The 22,078-nt window shown below is 65.5% G+C and carries 21 protein-coding genes and 1 tRNA gene; 4 read left to right on the top strand and 18 right to left on the bottom strand.

Annotated elements, in window-relative coordinates:
- The first annotated feature begins 122 nt into the window (after nucleotides 1–122).
- The gene (locus tag A5779_RS27265; protein WP_236734901.1) at nucleotides 123–1,265 is read left to right on the top strand and encodes a PucR family transcriptional regulator; all 1,143 of its coding nucleotides are present in this window, start codon (nucleotides 123–125) and stop codon (nucleotides 1,263–1,265) included.
- A 13-nt stretch (nucleotides 1,266–1,278) separates the two neighbouring features.
- On the opposite strand, the gene A5779_RS27260 is transcribed toward A5779_RS27265, so the two are convergent.
- Nucleotides 1,279–2,487 (bottom strand): RtcB family protein, encoded by a 1,209-nt coding sequence (locus A5779_RS27260; RefSeq protein WP_064886822.1) that lies wholly within the window; start codon nucleotides 2,485–2,487, stop codon nucleotides 1,279–1,281.
- 327 nt (nucleotides 2,488–2,814) lie between these two features.
- Here A5779_RS27260 and A5779_RS34145 point away from each other — a divergent pair, with 327 nt between their 5' ends.
- On the top strand, nucleotides 2,815–2,991 hold the full coding sequence (locus A5779_RS34145; protein ID WP_165609838.1) for a hypothetical protein: 177 nt from the start codon (nucleotides 2,815–2,817) through the stop codon (nucleotides 2,989–2,991).
- 66 nt (nucleotides 2,992–3,057) lie between these two features.
- Here A5779_RS34145 and A5779_RS27250 read toward each other — a convergent pair.
- Nucleotides 3,058–3,140: transfer RNA gene (locus A5779_RS27250), tRNA-Tyr, on the bottom strand.
- 271 nt (nucleotides 3,141–3,411) lie between these two features.
- Here A5779_RS27250 and A5779_RS27245 point away from each other — a divergent pair.
- Nucleotides 3,412–3,903, top strand: a complete 492-nt coding sequence (locus tag A5779_RS27245) for a YajQ family cyclic di-GMP-binding protein (RefSeq protein ID WP_064886820.1) — start codon at nucleotides 3,412–3,414, stop codon at nucleotides 3,901–3,903.
- Nucleotides 3,904–3,976: 73 nt separating this feature from the next.
- Here the strand turns inward: A5779_RS27245 and A5779_RS27240 are convergent, their stop codons facing one another.
- The 16 genes from A5779_RS27240 to A5779_RS27165 form a co-directional block, all read right to left on the bottom strand.
- Nucleotides 3,977–5,155, bottom strand: a complete 1,179-nt coding sequence (locus A5779_RS27240; protein WP_064886819.1) for an MFS transporter — start codon at nucleotides 5,153–5,155, stop codon at nucleotides 3,977–3,979.
- A complete protein-coding gene (locus A5779_RS27235; RefSeq protein ID WP_064886818.1) occupies nucleotides 5,152–6,489 on the bottom strand; it encodes an LLM class flavin-dependent oxidoreductase in 1,338 nt (445 codons plus the stop codon). The genes A5779_RS27240 and A5779_RS27235 overlap by 4 nt, the downstream gene beginning before the upstream one ends.
- Before the next feature lie 13 nt (nucleotides 6,490–6,502).
- Entirely contained in the window at nucleotides 6,503–7,360 is an 858-nt protein-coding gene (locus A5779_RS27230) for an ABC transporter permease (protein ID WP_064886817.1), read from the bottom strand.
- Nucleotides 7,353–8,156: an ABC transporter ATP-binding protein gene (locus A5779_RS27225; RefSeq protein ID WP_064886816.1), complete on the bottom strand. Its 804-nt coding sequence runs from the start codon at nucleotides 8,154–8,156 to the stop codon at nucleotides 7,353–7,355. Before A5779_RS27225 ends, A5779_RS27230 begins: the two co-directional genes overlap by 8 nt.
- Complete coding sequence (locus tag A5779_RS27220) at nucleotides 8,153–9,184, bottom strand: ABC transporter substrate-binding protein (protein ID WP_413784943.1); 1,032 nt, start codon at nucleotides 9,182–9,184, stop codon at nucleotides 8,153–8,155. Before A5779_RS27220 ends, A5779_RS27225 begins: the two co-directional genes overlap by 4 nt.
- 213 nt (nucleotides 9,185–9,397) lie before the next feature.
- The gene (locus tag A5779_RS27215) at nucleotides 9,398–10,210 is read right to left on the bottom strand and encodes a mannan-binding lectin (RefSeq protein WP_110777777.1); all 813 of its coding nucleotides are present in this window, start codon (nucleotides 10,208–10,210) and stop codon (nucleotides 9,398–9,400) included.
- A gap of 9 nt (nucleotides 10,211–10,219) precedes the next feature.
- On the bottom strand, nucleotides 10,220–10,900 hold the full coding sequence (locus A5779_RS27210; protein ID WP_064886814.1) for an Rv1363c family protein: 681 nt from the start codon (nucleotides 10,898–10,900) through the stop codon (nucleotides 10,220–10,222).
- Nucleotides 10,901–10,924: 24 nt separating this feature from the next.
- The gene (locus A5779_RS27205; RefSeq protein ID WP_064886813.1) at nucleotides 10,925–12,175 is read right to left on the bottom strand and encodes an MlaD family protein; all 1,251 of its coding nucleotides are present in this window, start codon (nucleotides 12,173–12,175) and stop codon (nucleotides 10,925–10,927) included.
- The gene (locus A5779_RS27200) at nucleotides 12,172–13,437 is read right to left on the bottom strand and encodes an MCE family protein (RefSeq protein ID WP_064886812.1); all 1,266 of its coding nucleotides are present in this window, start codon (nucleotides 13,435–13,437) and stop codon (nucleotides 12,172–12,174) included. Before A5779_RS27200 ends, A5779_RS27205 begins: the two co-directional genes overlap by 4 nt.
- A complete protein-coding gene (locus tag A5779_RS27195) occupies nucleotides 13,434–14,552 on the bottom strand; it encodes an MCE family protein (protein WP_064886811.1) in 1,119 nt (372 codons plus the stop codon). The genes A5779_RS27200 and A5779_RS27195 overlap by 4 nt, the downstream gene beginning before the upstream one ends.
- Nucleotides 14,549–15,622: an MCE family protein gene (locus A5779_RS27190; protein WP_064886810.1), complete on the bottom strand. Its 1,074-nt coding sequence runs from the start codon at nucleotides 15,620–15,622 to the stop codon at nucleotides 14,549–14,551. The genes A5779_RS27195 and A5779_RS27190 overlap by 4 nt, the downstream gene beginning before the upstream one ends.
- Complete coding sequence (locus A5779_RS27185; protein ID WP_064886809.1) at nucleotides 15,615–16,670, bottom strand: MlaD family protein; 1,056 nt, start codon at nucleotides 16,668–16,670, stop codon at nucleotides 15,615–15,617. Before A5779_RS27185 ends, A5779_RS27190 begins: the two co-directional genes overlap by 8 nt.
- Nucleotides 16,667–18,184, bottom strand: coding sequence for an MlaD family protein (locus A5779_RS27180; protein WP_064886808.1), 1,518 nt, complete (start codon nucleotides 18,182–18,184; stop codon nucleotides 16,667–16,669). The genes A5779_RS27185 and A5779_RS27180 overlap by 4 nt, the downstream gene beginning before the upstream one ends.
- Entirely contained in the window at nucleotides 18,185–19,042 is an 858-nt protein-coding gene (locus tag A5779_RS27175; protein ID WP_064886807.1) for an ABC transporter permease, read from the bottom strand.
- Between the two features lies 1 nt (nucleotide 19,043).
- Entirely contained in the window at nucleotides 19,044–19,913 is an 870-nt protein-coding gene (locus tag A5779_RS27170) for an MlaE family ABC transporter permease (protein ID WP_064886806.1), read from the bottom strand.
- A 477-nt stretch (nucleotides 19,914–20,390) separates the two neighbouring features.
- Complete coding sequence (locus tag A5779_RS27165; protein WP_064886805.1) at nucleotides 20,391–20,759, bottom strand: ArsR/SmtB family transcription factor; 369 nt, start codon at nucleotides 20,757–20,759, stop codon at nucleotides 20,391–20,393.
- Between the two features lie 97 nt (nucleotides 20,760–20,856).
- Here A5779_RS27165 and A5779_RS27160 point away from each other — a divergent pair, with 97 nt between their 5' ends.
- The gene (locus A5779_RS27160; protein ID WP_064886804.1) at nucleotides 20,857–22,077 is read left to right on the top strand and encodes an MFS transporter; all 1,221 of its coding nucleotides are present in this window, start codon (nucleotides 20,857–20,859) and stop codon (nucleotides 22,075–22,077) included.
- Nucleotide 22,078 lies beyond the last annotated feature (1 nt).

Genomic DNA, 22,078 nt, shown 5'->3' with positions numbered 1-22,078 from the left:
CCGAGCGCCGTATCCACCCGGGTTTCGGGCCCCGAATTGGGCACCGGGGCGCAATCTCGTCCGGGAACAGATCAGATCGCTCACCCTACAAACCCGTCTGGTCTGCAGTAGCCTGCCCGATGATGCGCAATCTGTCCGACCGCCGCGAAGACACCCGGCTTCGCTGGCGCTGGCTGCTCCAGCAGCTCGACAATCTGGACGACGATCTCGCGGCCGAATACCTGATGCAGATCGACCGGGGTGCGCGGTTCTACGACAGCGTGCCTGAAGAAGACGACCTGCTCGGCGCTGCGCGCCTGGCCTTTCGCTACCTGCTGTCGGTCCTGCTGGAACGACCGATGAGCGCCGAGCTGGCCGAGTTCCCCACCGCGGTCGGGGCATTGCGAGCCACCCAGGGCATCGCCCTGGAGAATCTCACCGCGGCAGTGCGTACCGATTTCCTCGTCGCCTGGTCAGCGCTGCTCAAACTTGCCGGTGACGAAGACATGGCCGTATTGGCGCTGCACGTCGACGTACTCTGGCAGGCCGTCGACGACTTCGCGATCAGGGTGCAGAGCGGCTATCTGGACCAACGGCTGGCGATGGCAAGAACCAGCACCCTCGAGCAACAGCACAGTCTGTCCGAACTTTTCTCCGGCGAGCCCGCACCGGCGACCGTCCGACGCGCCGCTCAGATCCTGGGTCTGGACGAATCGGCCACCTATTGGGTGATCGGGACTCCCGGGGAGGACGCCGGACGTACCGTCACCCGGCGCCTGCTCACCCGACACCTGACGGCGCTGGACTACGTCGATCACGGGGTGACGCTCATCCTGGTGGCCGCCGACGGCCGCTGGGCCGACGACGAGTCGGTGGTTGCCGACCTGCTTGCAGACCTCGAAGGAGCCGTCGCACCCAGGTCGGTACGGCTCTCCGAGGTACACCGAGCCGCCGCGATCGTCCGGATGCTGGTCGACCTGGACCGTACGGCGACCACCTTGCGCGGATCATGGGCCCAGCTGTCGATAACCCAGCTGTCACAGGTCATCGAGGACCTACGTGGCTACGTTCTCGGCCCGCTCGACGAGGTTCACGACTGCGAGCTGATCGTCGAGACGATCCAGGTGTTCGCCGGGAGCGGTTCCGTTTCCGACACCGCCTCGGCGCTCTACTGCCACCGCAACACCGTGATGAACCGGATCCGCCGGTTCGAGGAGGCCACCGGTATCAGCTTGCGCAGCCCACGCTCGCTGGCCATGGTCCAGTTGTGCCTGCTGCCGGCCTAGGACCTGACACGACCTACGTGCCCTTCACGTTGAGCACCTGACGGAGCTCGTGTTCGATCTCGATCAGGCTCGCGGCGTCAGCCATCACCACGTCGATGTCCTTGTACGCGTCGGGGATCTCATCGACCCACTGCTCGCCGTGCCGGTACTCGATGCCCTGCATCCGCTGCGCGAGATCGTCCGCCGTGAAACGGCGACGTGCCTCGTTCCGGGAGAACCGCCGGCCCGCGCCGTGCGGAGCTGAGCACAACCCGGCGGCATTTCCCTTGCCGCGCACCACATACGACCGGGTCCCCATGCTGCCCGGGATCAGGCCCATGACCCCGCTGTGCGCATCGATCGCACCCTTGCGGGTCAACCACACCTCGCGGCCACCGTGGTGCTCCTTGCGGGTGTAGTTGTGATGGGTGTTGATCCGCTCGACCTCGAAATCCCCTGCCGTCTTCGGCCGATCCAGATGGGCATAGCCCATCCACGCGGCGAACACCCACATGTAGCGGTCCATCATCTCAGCGCGGTTCTCGAGCGCGAACCGCTGCGCCCAGTTGAGATCCCGCAGATAATCGCCGAACTCCGGGGTGCCCTGGGGAAGGTAGGCCAGATCGGGATTGGGCAGGTCGATCCACCAGCGCTTCATGAGCTTCTGCGCAATCCTGATGTGCTTCTGCGCGATCTTGTTCCCGACGCCACGGGAGCCCGAATGCAGGAACAGCCACACCCGGTCGGCCTGGTCCAGGCACAGTTCGATGAAGTGATTGCCGCCGCCGAGAGAGCCGAGCTGCTCGCGCCACTTGGGCGAATGCGACAAATCGATCCCGCCGTCCTTGGCCAGGTGTTCGAGGTCGGTGATGCGGCCCGCGGTGAACGGGAACCGCGCGAGCGTGTCGTTGTAGTTGCCCGGTGACAGCGGTATCGCCGTCTCGATCGCCGTGCGCAGCGCCGCCAGATCACGGCCCCGGATGTCGGCAGCGGTGAATTCGGTGCGGGCCGCGATCATTCCGCAGCCGATGTCGACACCGACGGCCGCAGGGATCACGGCGTCGATGGTCGGGATGACCGTGCCGACAGCCGACCCCTTGCCGCTGTGGGCATCCGGCATCAAGGCGACATGAGGATGCACGAACGGCATCGACGCGGTCTGCTTCGCCTGCTCGATGGTGTTGTCGTCGATGTGGCTGGCGAAGTTCAACAGCTTGTGGTCGACGACGCGATGCGTAGTCATGACGTCGATTCTGCCCATGCTGTCGAGTGCTTTATTTGTCCTGACTACACCGCGATCGGTTGGTAGGCCGCGTGCAGCAATACGGCCCGTTTACATCCGCGGACTGCCGGGAATCACAGGCTTGCGGGTTTTCCAGATCTTTCCTGCGTAACGACCGATTCACCGGTGTTCGACAGTGTTGCGCGGCGCAGTACTTGCGTCACGATTTGACGAGAAGCGGTACTGGCGCGCGAAAATATAGTTCGGCTCGCTTACTAGTCGTCGGCACCCGGGGGTCCGATGAAAATTGGATGGTATGTGTTCCTGCACCGCCCTGACGGTGGTGTGATGCCGATTGCTGGATTCTGGCTCAAGCGCACCGCGCTGCGGTGGATCGAGGAGCATGGCGAACCCGACCACCACCTTGAAGTCCATCGGTTCGGCTGGTGGTCCGCCGACGTTGCCGGTCAGCGGAAAGCAGCGGACCCCGCGAGCGGGTGCCAGGGGTCCGACGAGCACCGATAGGTGCCGACCTGCGCGTCCGGGTCACAGAAACCAAACAGGCCCCCTCGAAAGGGGGCCTGATCAGGGTGGCAGATGCAGGATTCGAACCTGCGTAGGCGTAAGCCGACGGATTTACAGTCCGCTCCCATTGGCCGCTCGGGCAATCTGCCTGGTTTCGCCCCGCCCCGTTTCCGGTTTGGTGCGAATAGCAGGGTACAACGAGGACCTACCCAAGTTACAAACCGGCAGGCCAGGTGCGACGAGGGCCACAACCGGTCGGCGCCCGGGCTATCGCCTTCGACCGCCGCAAAATGCATCGCGATCGCCATCGATTCCGCGTAGCTACGACAGCCCGCGTGTGGTGCGGACAGCAAGGTACGACGAGGATGTACCTAAGCTACAAAGCGGCAGCATTCACCGAGGGAAGAGGAGAGGCGTCCAATGGCGGATTCCAGCTTCGACGTCGTCAGCAAGGTCGACCGGCAGGAGGTCGACAACGCGCTCAACCAGGCCGCCAAGGAACTGTCCACCCGCTTCGACTTCCGCGGCACCGACACCACCATCGCCTGGAAGGGCGAGGAGTCCATCGAGCTGGTCAGCTCCACCGAGGAACGCGTCAAGGCGGCGGTCGACGTGTTCAAGGAGAAATTGGTCCGCCGCGACATCTCGATGAAGGCCTTCGACGCCGGCGACCCGCAACCCAGCGGCAAGACCTACCGGGTGTCCGGCGACATCAAACAGGGCATCACCAGCGAGCAGGCCAAGAAGATCACCAAGATCATCCGCGACGAGGGGCCCAAGGGCGTCAAGGCGCAGATCCAGGGCGACGAGATCCGGGTCAGCTCGAAGAAGCGCGACGACCTGCAGGCCGTCATCGCCCTGCTCAAGGGCTCCGACCTCGACGTGGCATTGCAGTTCGTCAACTACCGCTAGCGAGGCCGTCGACGGTGCACTCAGATCGCGTTCGACGACGAAATCGCGATCTGAGCGCACACTCGGCGCATTTTCAACGGATAGGCCGCGGCGAGAACCTCGGGATGAACCGGTGCATGGTCGCCGCCCCGGCGCACGACACCGCGCCCAGGGCGGCGGCCGCCACGCCCAGCGGCGCCACCGCGGCCACCCCACCGACCGCCAACGGCCCGAGGAACATCCCGCTGTCGTGCATGAGCCGCCAGGCGGCCAGAAACTCGGCCCGGGTTGTCGTGGGCGCCACATCCGCGCCCAGCGTCATGATCACGCCGTTGCCGAGCCCGTTGCCCACACCCATCAGTACCGCCACGGCCGTCATGCCGATCACCCCGGCGGCGAAGGACAGTGCAAACAGCGACGCACCGATCACCAGGAGCGAAGGCACCGCCATCGCCCGCCGCCCGTAGCGGTCCATCACCACCCCGGACGGATACGAGCACAACAGGTCGGCCAGTGCCCCGATGCCGAACACCACCGAGGCGGTCGCGGCACTCAGCCCGATGTGATCGGCCCACAACGGCAGCACCGCATCCCGAGACGACCGTGCCGCGCCCATCATCAGCGCGCCCAGGCCCAGGGTCCCCAGCAGCGCGCGGTGTGTGCGCACGATCTCGGCGAGTCGGGCCCCGCCGGGCACCGCTCCCTCGGCGCGCGGCGGATCCGCCAGTCGGGCCATCAGATACCCCGACACCACGATGCCGACCAGCTGCACGAGGAAGCCGCCGTGGGTCCCGACGGCCAGGATCACCGCGGCCCCGATGAGCGGCCCGATGAAATAGCCGAGCCGCCACGTCATGGCGAACATGGCCATCGCGCGGGCCCGCCTCTCGATGCCCACGGCCTCGGCCAGATAGCTCTGCCGCGCCAAACCCCATACCGCACTGGAGAACCCGGTCAGCAACACGCCGATGCCGAGAACCAGTGGATTCCAGGCGATCAGGCACAGCAGCACTCCCGCGGTACCGAGCGAGGACCCGACGATGATGGACCGGCGCTCACCGAACCGAGCGACCATCCGTCCGGCCGGCAGGTCGCCGCACACCGCACCGAGGCCGACGAGCGCGACGATGAACCCGGCTACTCCCACTGACGCGCCCAGATCCCGTGCGACAAGTGCGATCACGGGTGCGCCGGCGCCCTGCCCGATCCCGAAGATCGCGGACGGCAGGAATACCGTGGTGGCCAGAGAGCGGAGCGGGACGCCCTCGCTCACGCGCTGGTTTCGGCCGCCGTCGCCGTGTAACGGCTGGGCCGGTGCGCCAGCCCGTAATGTCCGCGAAGCGTCGTTGCGGTGTAGTCAGTGCGGAACAGACCGCGCCGCTGCAGGATCGGCACCACCTGCTCGACGAAATCCTCCAGTCCGCCGGGCAGATACGGCGGCATGATGTTGAATCCGTCGGCGGCACCCTCGGTGAACCACAGCTCCAGGTTGTCGGCCACCTGCTCGGCGGTGCCGGCGAAGGTCCGGTGTCCGCGGCCGCCACCGAGTTTGGCGATCAGTTGCCGCACCGTCAGCGACTCGCTGCCGGCCAGGTCCTTCACCAGTTGATAGCGACTCTTGTTGCCCTGGATCTGCTCGATGGGCGGCAGCGCGGGCAACGGCGCGTCGAGCGCATGCGCGGTCAGGTCCACTCCGAGCATCTGCGACAGCTGACGCAACGAATACTCGGGCGAGATCAGGTCGGTGAACTGCTGTTCCAGTTCGAGGGCGGCATCCTCGGTGGGGCCGATGAACGGCACGATGCCGGGCAGGATCTTCACCTCGTCGGCGCTGCGACCGAACTTCACCGCCCGGGACTTCACGTCGCGGTAGAACGCCTTGCCGTCCTCCACCGAGCGCTGCGCAGTGAAGATCGCCTCGGCGTACCGGCCGGCGAAATCCTTGCCGGACTCCGAGGACCCGGCCTGCACCAGCAGTGGACGTCCCTGCGCCGACCGCGGCGAGTTCAGCGGTCCACGCACCGTGAAGTGCTCGCCGTCGTGGTCGATCCGGTGTACCCGGTCCGGGTCGGCGAAGATTCCGGTGGACTCGTCGAGGACCAGGGCATCGTCTTCCCAGCTGTCCCACAATGCCGTTGCCACGTCGACGAATTCAGCCGCACGTCGATAACGCCCGGCATGGTCGGGAATGCCCTGGAGACCGAAGTTGGCCGCCTCGTCCTCGCCCGCAGAGGTAACGATGTTCCACCCGGCCCGCCCGCCGCTGATGTGGTCCAGCGACGCAAAGCTACGGGCCAGGGTGTAAGGCTCGATGTAGCCGGTGGTGGCGGTCGCGATCAGTCCGATGTGCTCGGTGACCGTCGCCATCGCGGTGAGCAGGGTGATGGGTTCGAAGATTGCCTGCGTGTTGTGCTTCACCCGCGGCCCCACCGCGAGCCCGTCGGCGAAGAAGACCGAATCCAACTTGCCGCGCTCGGCGAGTTGGGCCAGACGCTGGAAGTGCTTGACATCGGTCAGGTTCCGCACATCGGTGCGGTCGTGCCGCCACGCTGCCTCATGGTGGCCGACACCCATGAGGAAGGCGTTGAGATGAAATTGTCGCGTCATGAAGATCCTTTGATCAATTGGTGGCCCGCCAGCCCGACAGCCGCCCTTCGATGGCCACGACGATGCCGTTGAAGATGACGCCCACCAGTGCGATGGTGACGATGCCTGCGTACATGTTGGGAATCTGGAAGTTCAGCTGCGATGCGGTGATCAGGTAGCCCAATCCGGCCTTGGCGCCGACCATCTCGGCGGCGATGAGGACCAGGATCGATGAGGCCGCCGCCATGCGCAGCCCGGTGAAGATGGTCGGCACTGCCGCGGGCAGGATCACCTTCTGGAACAGCCGGACCGGGGAAAGCCCCAGGGAGCGCGCTGATTTGATCAGCAGCGGGTCCACGGTGCGTACCCCGGAGATGGTGTTGAGCAGGATCGGGAAAGACGCCGCGTAGATCACCAACGCCACCTTGGAGGTTTCCCCGATGCCCAGGATGAGGATGAACACCGGCAACAGCGCCAGTGCGGCGGTGTTGCGGAACAACTCAAGGATCGGATTGAGGAACTCCGCGACCGGCCGGTACCAGGCGATCGCCACGCCGAGCGGAATGCTGACCACTATCGCGATGGCTAGTCCGACAAGCGCACGCGACAGGCTGGCCGAAACATGCTCGGCCAGTTGGCCGTTGCCCAGGAGGGTGAACCAGGCGCTGACGACCTCGGAGAACGGCGGCAGGAAAACCTTGTCCACCAGCCCGATCCGTGGTGCCACCTCCCACAGGACCAGGAACGCGGCGACGACCACGGTGGGACGCAACAGCCGCCACGCGAGGGTCTGCAGCCGGCGACCGCGTCGCTCAGGCTCCGGTGCCGTCGGTGCCAGAGCTGGAGTTTCGACGTGCGACTCGACGGGGGCTACCGCGATGGCACTAGACATGTTGAACCTCCTCGGACCGGGCGCGTTCCACCTCGTCGTGCAGTAGCGACCAGATGTGATGGCGTTGCGCCCGGAAACCCTCGCTGGAGCGGATGTCGTCGGTGCTACGGTCGATTTCGACGCCGACGATCTTCTTGATCCGGCCCGGCCGCGACGTCAGCACCGCGACCCGCTGGCCGAGATAGAGCGCCTCGTCGATGCCGTGAGTGATGAACAGGATGGTCTTGCCGGTGGCCCGCCAGATGCGCAGCAGCTCGTCCTGCAGGGATTCGCGGGTCTGGGCATCCAGTGCGGCGAACGGCTCGTCCATCAGCAGCACCTCGGGGTCGAACGCCAGGCTGCGGGCGATCGCGACGCGCTGCTTCATCCCCCCGGACAGTTCGTGCGGGTAGCGATCGGCGAAGCCCAGCAACCCAACCAGCTCGAGATACTCCTCGGCCCGCCGCCGACGCTCGCCTTTCGGTAATCCTTTTGCCTCCAGACCGAATTCGATGTTCTTCCGGGCCGTGCGCCACGGCAGCAGCGCGTACTGCTGGAACACGATGCCGCGATCAAGGCCGGGACCGGTGACCGGTGTGCCATCGAGCAGGATCTCCCCGGACGTCGGCTGGGTCAATCCGCCCAACAGGTCCAGCAGCGTCGACTTGCCGCAGCCGCTCGGGCCGACCAGCACCAGGAACTCCCCTGCCCTGACGTCGATGCTGATGTCCTGGATCGCGGTGAAGCTGGTCTTCTCGCCACGGATCGGGAACTGCTTGGTCACATTGCGCAGCCGCAGCTTGGGTTGTGTACTCACTTGTGCGCCAGCGCTTTCCCATCGGGACCGCTGCCGTCGGGATAGGTTCCGTTGGCGTACGGGTTGAACTCGTTGGTGTAGAGGTCCTTGGCCTTCAGCTGTCCCTCCTTGAGCTCGCCATTGCGCACGAGCCAGTCGATCCAGGTTTGCAGCTCACGTTCGGCGATCACTGCGCCGGGCACCGGAATGCCTGAGCTGCGCCAGTATTCGATGGACTGGGTGTCCTCGTTGCGTTTGCGCTTGTCGATGATCTCGCGGAACTTGGCGACCACCTCGTCACGCGGGGTCACCTGGGTCCACCGGATGGCCCGTGCGGTGCCCTGGACGTAGTCGGCCACCGCGTCCCGGTTCTTGGCCAGGAAATCATCACGGACCACAAAGGTGCCGTAGCTGAACGCCCCGAACAGTGACTTGTCCGTGAACAGCGGCCGGATCCCGCCGCGTTGCTGCGCGGTCTCCCGCCAGATCCCGTTGAGCGCCGCGACATCGATCTGCTTCTCGCGCAGTGCCTGCTCGGTGTTGACCGGCGGCACCACGGTGAGAGTCACGGTCTTGATCTCGTCGTTGGTCAGCCCCTCCTTGGCCAGCCATTCCCGGGTGAGGAATTCATGATGGGCACCAAGGGTATTCATCCCGACCTTCTTGCCGATCAGGTCGCGTGCCGAGTGGATCGGGCTGTTCTCCAACACGAAGTATCCGGTGTATTCGCCCTCGTCGGCGCCATAGGAGCTGAGCACCGAGGTGATCGGGGCGCCGGCGGCGTTGAGCTTGACCACCGCGCCGTTGAACGCCTCACCCACGTCGATATCGCCGGTGGCCACCGACTGGATGTCCTGCGGCCCGCTGGTGGTGTTCCCCACCCAATCGAGCTTGATCTTGTCGTAGTAGCCGAGGTCCTCGGCGAGTTCCTGGAATCGGACCTCTCCGGCCCAACCCTGATAGCGCACCACGGTCTTGCCGTCTTCGGTGCGCGCGGACTCACCGGACGAGCCACACGCGGTCAGTACCAGCACGAGTGCACTGAGCATCGCGAGTACCGAACTGATTAGGCGCATGGCCGTTGCCCCCCATGAAATCGCACTGATTGGTGCGACTCATGCTGGCAACAAATCGGGGTCGGGTAACCCTTTAGCCTCGCGAAGAATCGAAAGCCCGACACCCGCGGGACCAATGTGAAGAAGATCGCGAGATTTTCGAGGAATCTCGCGATCTTCTTCACATTGGGCGATAGCCGACCGCGGTCAGGCGCCGCCGTACTGCGGCTGCAGTACCGGGGCGAGCGCCGAGAGCGGGATGTGCGCCTGCACCGTGCCGCCGTCCATCGACCACTGCATCCGGCCCGGGGTGAAATCGACCGGCGAGTCACGGCCGACCGGATAGTCCGGCATGTAGAGGATCAGCTCGTCCTGGGTCAGCGCCCAGGCCTTGTAGCCGCCCGAGTACACGTTGTTCGGGGTCCAGCGGTCCGGGGTAAACGGGTAGGTGCCGGGCTGGTGCGGCGGCGGTGCGGCATCGAGCGCGGCGACGATGAACGGTTCGCCCAGGCGCGGGATCTCGACCCGGTGGTCGACGCCCGGTTTGAACAGATCGGCCAGCTGCACCTGCCGCCCACCGGCGAACGTGAAGGTGCGGTAGGCGTCGCTGACGATGGGCGCGTTCGGATGTGAGAGCGCGTCGGTACCTACGGTGCCCGAGTACATCTCGTGGAAAACGGCCGTCGTGGCGTCGCCGTGCTGGAAGATCTCGAACTGCTCCTCGCCGAAGCTGTCGGCGGCCATCTTCTGCGCGGCGTTGCGCCAGTTGTTCATCAGGTTGGTCAGGTACTGCCGGATGACGGGGTTTTCCACCAGGTCGCCGGGCAGCGCCAGCTTGATGTCCCGAACCGCCTTCCGGTCCGAGGTCACCGACGTGTGACAGGTCTGGCCATCCCACTGTCCGGCAAGTTCGTCACAGAACGTTGCCGCCGAGGCCGCAGCGGGCGGGGCGACAGTGATGGCCACCGCTGAGCCCGCCACCAGGGCCACCGCGCCGATCAGCTTGCCGATGCGCAACATGTCAATACCTCAGGGAAGTTCCACTTTGCTTGCACGCCACTGCCCGTCGACCTTCTCCATCGTCATCTTGATGCGGCTGCGGTCGATCCGCGGATCGGGCACCGTGCTGTTGGCCACCGACTGGTCGACGAACAACAATACGACGACCTTGTCCTTGCTCGCCGACTGCACCGCCGACTGCACCACCACGCCGTGTGCCGTGGCCTTGTTGTCGATGAGCAGTTGGCGCAGCTGCATGCTCGACTGTGAGTACATGTCCTTGAACTCACCGGTGGCACCGGCCAGGACCTGGTTGAAGTTCTCGTCGACCTTGTTGGAATCGATACTCGTCAACACCTGGGCATAGTTGACCGCGGCATCCTGCGCCTGCTGGCCGGCCTGTGCGACCTGCTTGGTCTGCCACAGCTGCCACCCGAGGAAGCCCGAAAGTGCCAGGGAGGCAGCAACCACGACAGCTACGACACCGACGAGCGCCCAGCGGCGCCGGCCCCGTGAGGTTGCGTCCGAAGATTCGGGCTCGGGCTCTGCCGCCTCGTCGGCATCGGCTTCGTCGTCGGCCTCCGACTCGGAGTCAGACTCCGTCTCAGTATCAGCGACCTCCTCGGCCGTCTCTTCGATACCGATTGCGTCGTCGACGGTCTCGGTCTGATCGTCGTCTGTCTTCTTGTCCGTCGTCACAGTCACCGTCATCTCCTTTGGGTGAGGTTGGGTGGATTAGCGGGGCGGTTCGATCGGCAGGGTCGGGCCGCCGTAGGGCGTGGGAATGGTGTAGCGCCCCTTCGGTGTCGGATCGGTCGTGCGCCCGAGGTCGGCTCCGGGCGGCGGGCCCGCGGTGTCGTCACCTGCCGGACGCGGCGCATTCTTGGCGCCACGAACCAGGACACCGGGGTGGTCGTCGCGACAATACGTGTACATGTAGGGCTCCGGGTAGTCGGCCGACGCCGGTGGCCGGCGCGGTGTCCCGTAGTCACACGTATAGCGCGGATAGATGTCAGCCGTTGCCCACAGCCCGTTGTCGTGCATGACGCTGCCCAGCGCGTCGAGCACCGAGGTGCGGTAGTTCGGGAACAGTGCATTCAAGGCCGGCACCCGCAGATACAGCAATTGCGAAGTGCTGGCGAGGCTCCCGAGCAACTGCACCATGGTGTCGGAGTTGTCGGTGAACAGGTTGTCGACCGAGTTCAACGCTCCCGGGGTCTGATTCGTCAGCCGGCGGAAGCCCTCACGCATCTTGTTGATCCCGTCGAACGACGAGTCGAGGTTGTCCGAGGCGACGGCGATCCCGGCGTTCTTCTCCGACATCAGGTTGAACACCACGCGGCTGTTGCGCAGCATGCTCACCGTCTCGGGCAGCACCGAATCCAGGGTGGACAGCAGGAATGTGCCGCCGTCGATGACGTCTTTGAGCTTGCCCGGCCCAGCCTGCGACATGCTCAGTTCCCGGCGGATCACTTCCAGCTTGGCGGTATCGACCTGGGCCAGTGCGCCGTCGGCGTCGGCGAGCAGCTGGGCCAGGCTGACCGGCACCGTGGCCTTGCCCAGACCGATCACACTGCCGTCGGTGAGGAACGGGCCGTCTGCCGTGTTGGCCGCGAAATCGATGTACTGCTCACCGGCCGGTGACAATCCGGACACCCGGACATCGCTGGACTTCGGGATGGAGACCGCCGAATTCACGTTGACGACCGCGCTGACCCCGGCGGGTGTGATGTTGAGTCGCTCCACCCGCCCCACCCGCACGCCGCGCAACGTGACGTCCTGGTTGGGCAGCAGGCCGGCGGATTCCGGAAGCTCGATGGTGATGCGGTAACTCGAGTCGAACGGCTTGACCCGCAGCGCCCCGATCATCAGGTAGGCGCCGGCCACCACCAGGGTCATCACCAGCGCGCCGGCCGAAAGCCAGGCGCGACGCCGGTACCCGGCCCGGACCACGCCGACGACGAAGTCGGCCAGTGCGTTGATCATCGCGGCACCTCCGCCGCCGGCACCGGCGCCGGTGGCTCAGCGGGGACAGCCGGCGGCGCACCCGGGGGTGGCTCCGGAGGAGCCGCGGGTGCCGGGACGATCTCACCGGGCTCGGTCGGGCTGGGAATCACCGGCATCTGCGGTACCGAAGGGCCACGACCCACGACGCGCTCCTGCAGCCGCAACAACGTGTACTGCAGCGAGCCGACCAGCTGATGCCAGTTGTAACGCTTGGGGCCGTGCAATCCGGGATCACCGCCGAACCCGATATCGGGAATCGATCCCAGAACCAGCCGGTCGATGCTGGCGCGCACCGAAAGGCCGCTGCCGGACGTCGCTTTCACCAGGGGCGGCATCAGCCGGTTGAGCGCGTACAGCGAGGCATCCGGGGACAGCGCGACATCGTTCCACGCGCCCGCCACCTTGTTGGCATCGGCGATCACGCTGCGCCCGCTGGTGTCGGTACCCGCGATCGACGGGAACTTGCGCAATTGCGCAGAGGTGTCGCCGATCTGGGTGATCAGGTCGGCGATCTGGGTGGTGTGCTCGGCCAGTGTGTCGGTGGCCGGCCCGGCGGCATCCATCAACTCACTGACGGTCTGGTTCTTCTCGTCGATCTGCTTCAACAGCCGCGAGGTCTCGGTCATGGCGGTCGACAGCTGGTCGGAGCGCGCGTTCAGGGTGCCCAGCGTGTGGTTCGTCTTGGCGATCAGATTGCCGAACGCCTGACCCTGATCACCGGTGGCCTTGCCCATCCCGTTGATGATGTTGGTGAAGTTGCGCACGGCGCCACCGTTGACCAGGATCGCCGCCGAGCCCAGCAGTGATTCCACGGTCGCGGCGGCGCGGGTGTCGTCCAGACCGATGGTGTCGCCGTCCTTGAGGAGCGGCGCGTTCGCGTCGACCGGGCTCGGCGGCCTGACCGAGACGAACACGTCGCCCAGCGGTGTCGCCGAACGCAATTCGGCGGTGGTGCCGTGGGGCAGACGGACCCCGTCCATGATGCGCAGGGTGGTCACGGCGGTGTAGTCCTTGGCCACCATCGACTCGAGCTCACCCACGTCGGCACCGGCCAACTTCACCTTGGCATTGGCCGGCAGGTTCAAGGCGTTCGAGAACACCGCGGTCAGCCGGTAGCCGCCAGAACCGACGCCGGGAGCCGGCAACGGCAGGCTGGCCAAGCCTTCGGAGGCGCATCCCGACACGGCCAGGCATGCCGTCATCACCACCGGCAGAACGTATTTACGCCACGTTCGTTTCATCGCTGCCCCATCGCCGCCATGCCGTCGAGCATGTAGGAAAGCCCGAAGTCGGGACCGAAGTCCTGCACCGTTCCGGTGCTGCAGCCGAGTTGCCGCAGTCCCATCATGTTGCAGACCTCCTTGACGGTCTGCGAGTCGAACAGCACCTTGTCCACCAGGACGTGTGCCCGCGCCGAGCCGTTGTTCTGATCGACGATGTTGTAGATGTTGTCCAGCGTCAACGGGGCCAGATCGAGGAACTCTGCGAGATCACGCCGCTGGTCCACCGTCGTGGTCAGCGCGGTATTGCCGTTGAGGACAATCTGTTTCACCTCTTCGCGGTGGGTCTGCAATACCTCGCCCACCTGGGTGATCACCTCGTTGATCTTCTTGCCGGTGGTGCCGCTGCCGAAGTTCTCGTCGGCCAGGATCTGGCTGAGTTGGCGCACTGACGAACCGAATTCCCGCAACGTGGCGTCGTTGCGGGAGGCAGCTTCGAACAACGAGCTCAAGTTCCGCACGATCGTGGTGAGCTGGTCGCGGGTCACCGCTCCGCGATCCGAACTGAGCCGCAACGCGTCCGACAGTTCACCGAGGGCGTCCTTCATCTGCTGCCCGTTGCCGTCGGCGATCGCCGCACTGGCGTTGACGACATCGGCCAGCGGTCCGTTGCCCTTGCCGTCGCCCTTCAGCGACGAGGACAACTTGTCCAACACATCCAGCACCCGGGCGAACTCGACGGGCGTCCTGGTTCGGTTCAGGCCGATCGTGTCGTGATTCTGCAGCGTGGCCCCACCGTGGTAGGCCGGGGTCAGCTCGATCTGGCGGTCGGTCAGAATCGAGTTGGAGATGGTGACCGCCTGCGCATCAGCCGGGACCGAAACGTCCTTGTCGACGGTGAACTCGACCTCGACGTAATTGCCCTTGGGGGTGATCTTGGTGACCTGACCCACCTGCATGCCGAGCACCGCTACCGTGTTTCCTTCGTAAAGGCCTGCAGCACTGTCAAATTGAGCCGTCACGGTGATGGTGTCGGTCCGATTTTTCAGAAACCACCAACCCGCGCCGACCACCGCCGCGACCAGCACGGCACCGGCCACGCACAGCGCGGCGATCTTGCTCCTGAACACGCTCATTGGCAGTCCTTGTAGTACTGGATCATGTTGAACTGCTTGGCCCGGCCGCTGATCGCACACATCCAGGAGTCGATCAGCAGCCCGTTGCCGACGTGCATCTCCCCGGCGTTGCCGTTGCCGGTGGCGTTGGCGAGCCCGCGCAGGGCCACCGGGCCGGACTGCAGCGTGCTGCGCAGCAGATCGTCATGCTGCCCCAGCATGTTGGACAGGTCGCGGAGGTTGGTGAGCAGCTGCTCGAGCTGCGGCCGGTCGTCGATCACGATGCCGGTCAGCGTCTGGACCAGATTGGTCAGGGCCGCGAGCATGGCCTGAAATGAGGCCCGGCGCATGACGAACTCGCCGACCAGGTCGTTGCCCTGGTCGACCAGGTTGCCGATCGTGGCCTGCTGGCGACGCAGCGTGTTACCGACCAGATCCGTGGTCTCCAGCAGGGAGCCCAGTTGGTCGCGTCGGTCGGCGATGATGGTCGCCAGCGTGTGCGTGTTCTCCAGTGCCTTGGGCACCACCGCAGGCAGACCCTCCATCTGCTTGCCGAGGATGCCCAGTGTCTGCGCGAACTTGTCGGAGTCGACCTGTTCGAAGGTGGTCGTGACATCGCCCAACGCCTCCTGCAGGTCGTAGGGCACCTCGGTATGGGTGAGGTCGAAGGTGTTGTCGGGCAAGGAACCCGTGCCCGCCGGCTGCAGGGCCAGATAGCGAGATCCCAGGATCGTGGTGATCTTGATGACTGCCCGGGAGTCCTGTCCGAGCGGAACATCGTCGCGCGCCTTGAGCTTGGCCTCGACGTGGTCACCGGCCAGCTTCATGCTCCTCACCTCGCCCACCGGCATGCCTGCGACGGTGATCGGGTTGCCGGCCTTGAGCGCAGCAGCCTGCTGGAAGCGCGCGGTGTACTGCCGGTAACCGACATCAGCCACCTTGACGATCAGCATCGCCCCGATCAGCACGGTCACCACAGCGATCGCCATCATCCCGAGCCACGTCCGGTTGTAGCTCTCCAGGGGACGCCGCTTCTTCTTCGGCTTCTTCGGCGCCGGCGGATTCTCGGTCTTCGTCAGCTGATCAACCATTGGCCATGTTCCTGCATTTCGGGGTGTACTGCGCCTTGTTCCCCGGGGTGGCCGCGTCGACGATGATCGGTGTGACGTCGTTGAGACCAGGGAAGAATCCCGTCGCGTTCAGATCGCATGCATAGGTGGTGGCGTAGGCACCCTCGTTGGTCATCCGGGCGAATCCCTTGAGCAGCAACGGCAAGTTGGCGCCGGTGAAAGCCAGCTGCGGTTCGATCCCCACCATGTGTGCGGCGAACCCGGGCTGCCGGGTCACTAGTTCGTTCAGCGACGGATACACCTGGTCACTGATGGACGACAGCTGCTGCACCACCTTGGAGATGGAACCCAGGGAGTCCACCATCTCGGGCCGGCGAGCATCGAATGTGGCTACCATGCCGCGGGTTTGGGTGATCACCTCGTCCAGGCTGTCGTTGTGTTGCGCCAGGTTCTTGGCCACCGCGTTCAAGTTGTTGATCACCTCTCCGAGTTCCTGATCCCGGCCGGCGAAGGAATCGGTCAACTGCGAGGTCTGGTCGACGAGCGCGACGATCGAGGCGTTGTCGCCTTGCAGCGAGGCGATGACGCCTTTGGTGAGATTGTCGGCGTCGCGGGGATTGAGCACGCTGAACAGCGGCTCGTAGCCGTTGAGCAGGGCCCCGACGTCGAACGACGGATCGGTCTGATCGACCGGGATCGTGCTGCCGGCCGGAAGTGGGCCCGGATCACCGATATTGCCCAGCGACAGGCCGAGATACCGCTGCCCGACGATGTTCTGGTAGGTCACCGAGGCGACTGTCCGGCCGTACATCGGCTGGTTGTCCTGCACCACGAACGACACCTTGGCCAACGCGCCCTGCAGTTCGATCTTCTCGACGCGCCCGACCCGCACGCCGGCCATCCGGACGTCGTCGCCCTCACGCAGGCCGAACACGTCGGAAAACAGTGCGGCGTACGGCACCGTCTTGCCGGCCACATCACGGCGCAGCGTGACGTACACCAGCCACGTCAACCCGAGCGCGACCACCATGAAAAGCGACAGGCCGATCATTGCCCCGCGGTACTTCATCGGCCTCCCTCTCCTGAAACTGGTTGCGGCGCCTCGGCGGGCAGCAGTGGACCGTCAGGTGCCGGCGCTGCACCGGGTGCGGGAGCCGACCCGGGCACCGACGCCGCCGGCGGTGAACCGGGCGGCCGCGGTGCCACCGGTGCGATCGGCGACAGCGGCACCGGCGGAGGCGGCGTCGGCATGAGTGCGGGGTTCGCCGTCCCCGGCACCGGCCCGGCCGGCGGCATCCACGGTGGCAGCGGCGGATTCGGATCCGAAAGGTCGGGGTTCGGGTTGACCAACGGCGGACCGACCGCGACCAGATTCCCGTTGGCACCCAACGCCGTTCCGGGCGGCGGCAGCAGATCCGCCGGCGGTTGGTAGTTCTCCGGAAGCAACACATCCGGCAGCGACGGGCGGGTCGGCACCAGTGGGGCGGTGAAGCAGCTGGGACCCTTGAGCCCGGAGTACTGCGGGCAGTCGGCACGGGTGTAGGCGTAGCTCGGTGTCAGCGAGAGGTTCACCCGCATGTTGCCGAAGTCGTTCTCGGGCATCCACACGTGATCGAAGAACTTGCCCGACAGCTGGTTGAGCTTGACGAAGGCCGGCACCCAGTTGTTCGAGGTGTCCGCCAGCACGCCCAGTACCGGGGTCAGGTTCGACGTGGTCTTGACCAGTTGATCGGTGTGGTTGTCCAGCGCGGTGTGAGTGGTCCCCACGGTGTGGATCCCGCCGTTGATCATCGTGTTCAGCTGCGAGCGTTGCTCGACCAGCGTGCGCATCGGCTCCACCGCCTTGTGCAGGGCGTCGAGCAGATCCGGCGCGGTCTGCTGCAGGCCCTGGGTGGCGTCGATCAGAGCGGAGACGGTGGTGGGGCCGGGCTCCGTCGCGACCACCGCGTCGAGCTGATCGATCAACCGGTTCAATTGCGCCCCGCTGGTGAGCAATTCGTTACGGCGGTTCTCGGTCGCGGCATTCACTGCCGCCAAGATCCCCACTGTCTTGTCCTCACGGCCACGCCCGGTGGCGGCGAGTACGTCGCGCAGCTTGCTGATCGTGGTCTGGAACAACACCGTGGGAAGCTCGGTGTCCTCGGGGATCTGGGCGCCCGCGGAAATGGCGGTGCCCGGACTCGAACCATCTGCCGGCCCGCCGGCGCCATCCACGAGTTGCACCGACGACACCGCGAAGACGTTGCTGGGCACCACGCGTGCGGTCACCGTGTTCGGGATGGACCCGGCGTACTCGGGTTTGAGGTCGATGTGGACGAAGTTCGGGTCGCCGTTGGCGGCGGGGACGACGTCGTCGACCATCCCGACGAGCACGCCGTGGTACTTGACGTCGGACCGCTGCGGTAGACCGTCGCCGACGTTGACCAGCGCCGCCACCACCGGCACCCGGTCGTCCAGCTTCCCGGTGGCCTTCACCAGAAGGAATGTCGAAACCAGCGCTGCCACAACGAGTACCGCGGCTCCACAGCCGAGCAACTGACGGTCTGACGGACCCCGACCATCCATTTCCAGCGAGTTACCCATCTAGCCGCCGAACCTCGCTCCTGAATCGACCGTCCACAGCGCCATGGTGAGCAGCATGTTGACGATCACCACTACGGTGATGCTGGCGCGCATGGCGTGACCGGCGGCCACACCCACCCCTACCGGTCCGCCCGAGGCGTAGAACCCGTAGTAGCACTGCACCGTGGAGGCGATCCACACGAAGATGACTGCCTTCAGCACCGAGTAGAGGATGTCCTGCCCGGACAGCATGAGGCTGAAGTAATGCAGATAGGAACCGGTCGAACCGCCGCTGATCAGGAAGACCACCAACTGGGTGGTCAGATAGCTGACCGCAAGACAGAGCGCGTAGAGCGGGATCACGGCGATCACCGCAGCCATCAGCCGCGTGGTGACCAGATACGGGATCGGACGGATCGCGATGGAATCGAGTGCGTCGATCTCCTCGGCGATGCGCATCGAGCCCAGCTGCGCGGTGAACCGGCAACCGGCTTGCGTCGCGAAGGCCAGCGACGCCGCGATCGGTGCCAGCTCGCGGGTGTTCACCAACGACGAGATGATGCCGGTGGCCGGACCGAGCCCGAGCAGATCGAGAAAGTTGTAGCCCTCGATACCGACGAGTGCACCCATCGTGATGCCCAGTACGACCGCGACCCCGATGGTGCCGCCGCCGACCACGAGTGAGCCGTTGCCCCAGGCGATGTCGGAGAGTAGCCGGACGAATTCACTGCGGTAGTGCCGCAGCACGATCGGTACCGCTGTCAGCGCCCGGACGAAGAACACCATCATGTGGCCCAGCCGCATGACCGGCTTGGAGGCCCGCCGGTAGAGCCGGACCCACGGCGCCAGTAGCGGCGGAACGAATGCCGAGGCCGTCACGTCACAGCCCGACCCGGGGGAACAGCATGATGTAGAGCTGGCTTATCGCCACGTTGACCACCATCAGCAACAGAATCGATTCCACTACCGCCGCATTCACAGAGTTCGCCACACCGGTGGGCCCACCTTTGGTCGACAATCCCTTCTGACACGACACCACCGCGACGATGGCGCCGAAGATCACCGCCTTCACCAGAGCCACGATCATGTCGCCGGTGGTGGCGAACGAGGCGAAGGTTGCCACGAAGCTGCCGGGGGCGCCGTTCTGGAAATAGACGTTGAACAGGAAGCTGGCCAGGAAGCCGACGAAGCACACCACCCCGGTCAGCGCCACGCCGATCATGATGGCGGCGACGAAGCGCGGCACGACCAACCGCTGAATCACCGAGACACCCATGACCTCCATGGCGTCGGTTTCCTCACGCATGGTCCGCGAACCCAGATCGGCGGTGATCGCCGAACCCACCGCAGCCGCCATGAGGACCGCAGCGACGAGTGACGCGGCCTGCCGGATCACCGCCAGGCCACTGGCCGCGCCGGCCAGTGACGTCGCGCCGACCTGTCCGGCCAACAGCGCGAACTGGATCGAGAGGGTGACGCCGATCGGCAGGGCCACCAGCACGGTGGGCAGCACGGCGGTGCCGGCCATGAACGCGCCCTGCCGGATGAACTCCTGCCACTGGAAGCGGCCCGTCACAAGGTCGAGGAACAGGATCTGGACGGTGCGGACGCCGAGCACGAACTGGTCCCCGACCGTGGCGAGCGACGCCAGCGGATGACGCCGGGCATAACCGGTGGCCCAATTCTCGATGGCGTCGATTCCCCGCTCCGGTTCGACCCCATCGGTCACGCTCTCAGGCGGCGCCGTCATCCTCTCTCATTAAGCAGCAGAACCAGCAAAGATCAACCCTCCCCAAACCGAGGTACGGCCGCTCTCGGCCGAATAACTCGCATTGGATGGCACCGTAACGTCGAGACTCGATCCCCGTCAACGTTTTGCCGAATTATCATTCACTTAGCGAGATGGGCTCATCAATTTCCGGCAAACCACCCGCCGTCGGCGTCACGCAGCCACCACCACTCGAACGTGCGGACGATGCCTTGTCACTTCCTGTATCACGTGTAAATACAGTGCATTCAGGCCATTGCGAGGGCCATCGGCATTGACGCCGACGCAAGTGCCGCGCTCTGACCGACCGAGGATTCGCGCCGCACAAACGAACTCGGTGCGGAATCAGTGTCCGGTATGGCCGTTAACTTTGCCGATCGTGTGGAAACGGTGGAAATGCTGTCGGATTTTTGCCGACGATGGGCGTCCCGCCGCCGGGTTCACCGCCCGCGCCGAAGTCTACTGACTACGGGCGATGTCAGTCGGGTTTCGCAACATCTCGGCCGTGCCGGATTCCCGGTTCGCCTGCGCCACGATCGCGGACAGCAGACCGGGCATGGCGGCGTCCACATCATGCGCGCGCAACCGCTGATAAACGTGACCCTCACTGATCACCCGCTCGGTGAGGCCGGCGTCGCGCAGGATGTTGAAGTGGTGGGTGGCCGTCGACTTGTTGATGCCGTCATAGAGCCCCGCACATTTCACCGGCTCACCGGCGTCGTATAGACGACGCACCATCTCGAGCCGCACAGGGTCCTGCAGAGCAGCCAGCAATTGAGGCAACGTGCCCACCGGACACGGCACCTCGACCGTCGGAGCATCTGCCATGCGTGTCCCCCGCCAGAAACAAGTTTGATGAACGTCAAACCCAGCGTAGGCTCGGCCAGGTTCGATGAGCATCGAACCTACCGGACAGGGAGTGGCGATGGCGCAGATTTCGGCGGAGACCGCCCTCGGGCGCGAAGTCGAGCACGGCCAACGCTGGGCCTATCCGCTGCTGCTCATCTTCAGCGGGGTGGCGCTGGGAGTCTCGGGCCTGCCCGCGCCGCTGTACGGAATCTACGAAACAGCCTGGCATCTCACGCCGCTGGCCACCACGGTCATCTTCGCGGTGTACGCGCTGGCCGCGCTGGCCGCCGTCCTCATCTCCGGCCGCATCTCCGACGTGATCGGCCGCAAGCCCGTACTCGTCGGCGCCCTGATCGCCATGCTCATCGGGCTCGGCGTGTTCCTGGTCGCCGACAACATGGCCCTGCTCCTGCTGGCCCGCACCATCCACGGCGCGGCCATCGGATCGATCGTGGTGGTCGCCGCCGCCGCACTGCTGGACCTGCGCCCGCACCGCGGTGTGCGGTCGGGACAACTCAGCGGTGTCGCCTTCAACATCGGCATGACGGTGGCGATCATCGGCTCCGCCGTCCTCGCGCAGTACGCCCCGCACCCGCTGCGCACCCCTTACGCCGTCGTCGCGGTGATCTGCGTACTTGTCGGCGTCGGCGTACTGGCGCTGCGCGAAACCCACACCACCCGCTCCCCCGGCCCGATCCGTATCTCGAAACCCGCTGTGGCCAAGGAAATTCGATCAGACTTCTGGTTCGCCGCACTCGGCGCCATGGCGTCGTGGTCGGTCCTGGGCGTACTGCTGTCGCTGTATCCGTCACTGGCTGCCCACCAGACCCACATCGAGAACCTGGTGTTCGGCGGCGGGGTCGTGGCCATCACCGCGTTCTCCGCGGCCATGGCCCAACTGGCTGCCACCCGCATCCCGGCACACCGTTCCGCAATCGTCGGTGACATCGGCATGGCGATCACCCTGATACTGACCATTCCGGTGTTGCTCACCCACTCTTGGCCCCTGGTGTTCGTCGCGGCAGCAATGCTCGGTGCGACGTTCGGGCTCGGGTTCGGCGGATCGCTGCGGCACCTGTCCCATGTCGTCCCGGCCGACCAGCGCGGCGAGACCATGTCTGCGTTCTACCTGCTGGCCTACACCGCCATGGCCGTCCCGACCCTGCTGGCCGGCTGGGCCGCCACCCGTTGGGATCTGGCCACCGTCTTCCCGTGGTTCGCCGGCGCGGTGTCGACGGCATGCCTGGCGGCCGCGGTCATCGGCGCACTGAGCCGACGCAGAACCGCCACCGGCTGAC

Source organism: Mycolicibacterium peregrinum (assembly GCF_001665625.1).
Classification (GTDB): domain Bacteria; phylum Actinomycetota; class Actinomycetes; order Mycobacteriales; family Mycobacteriaceae; genus Mycobacterium; species Mycobacterium peregrinum_B.
This window is presented reverse-complemented; position numbering and strand designations above follow the sequence as displayed.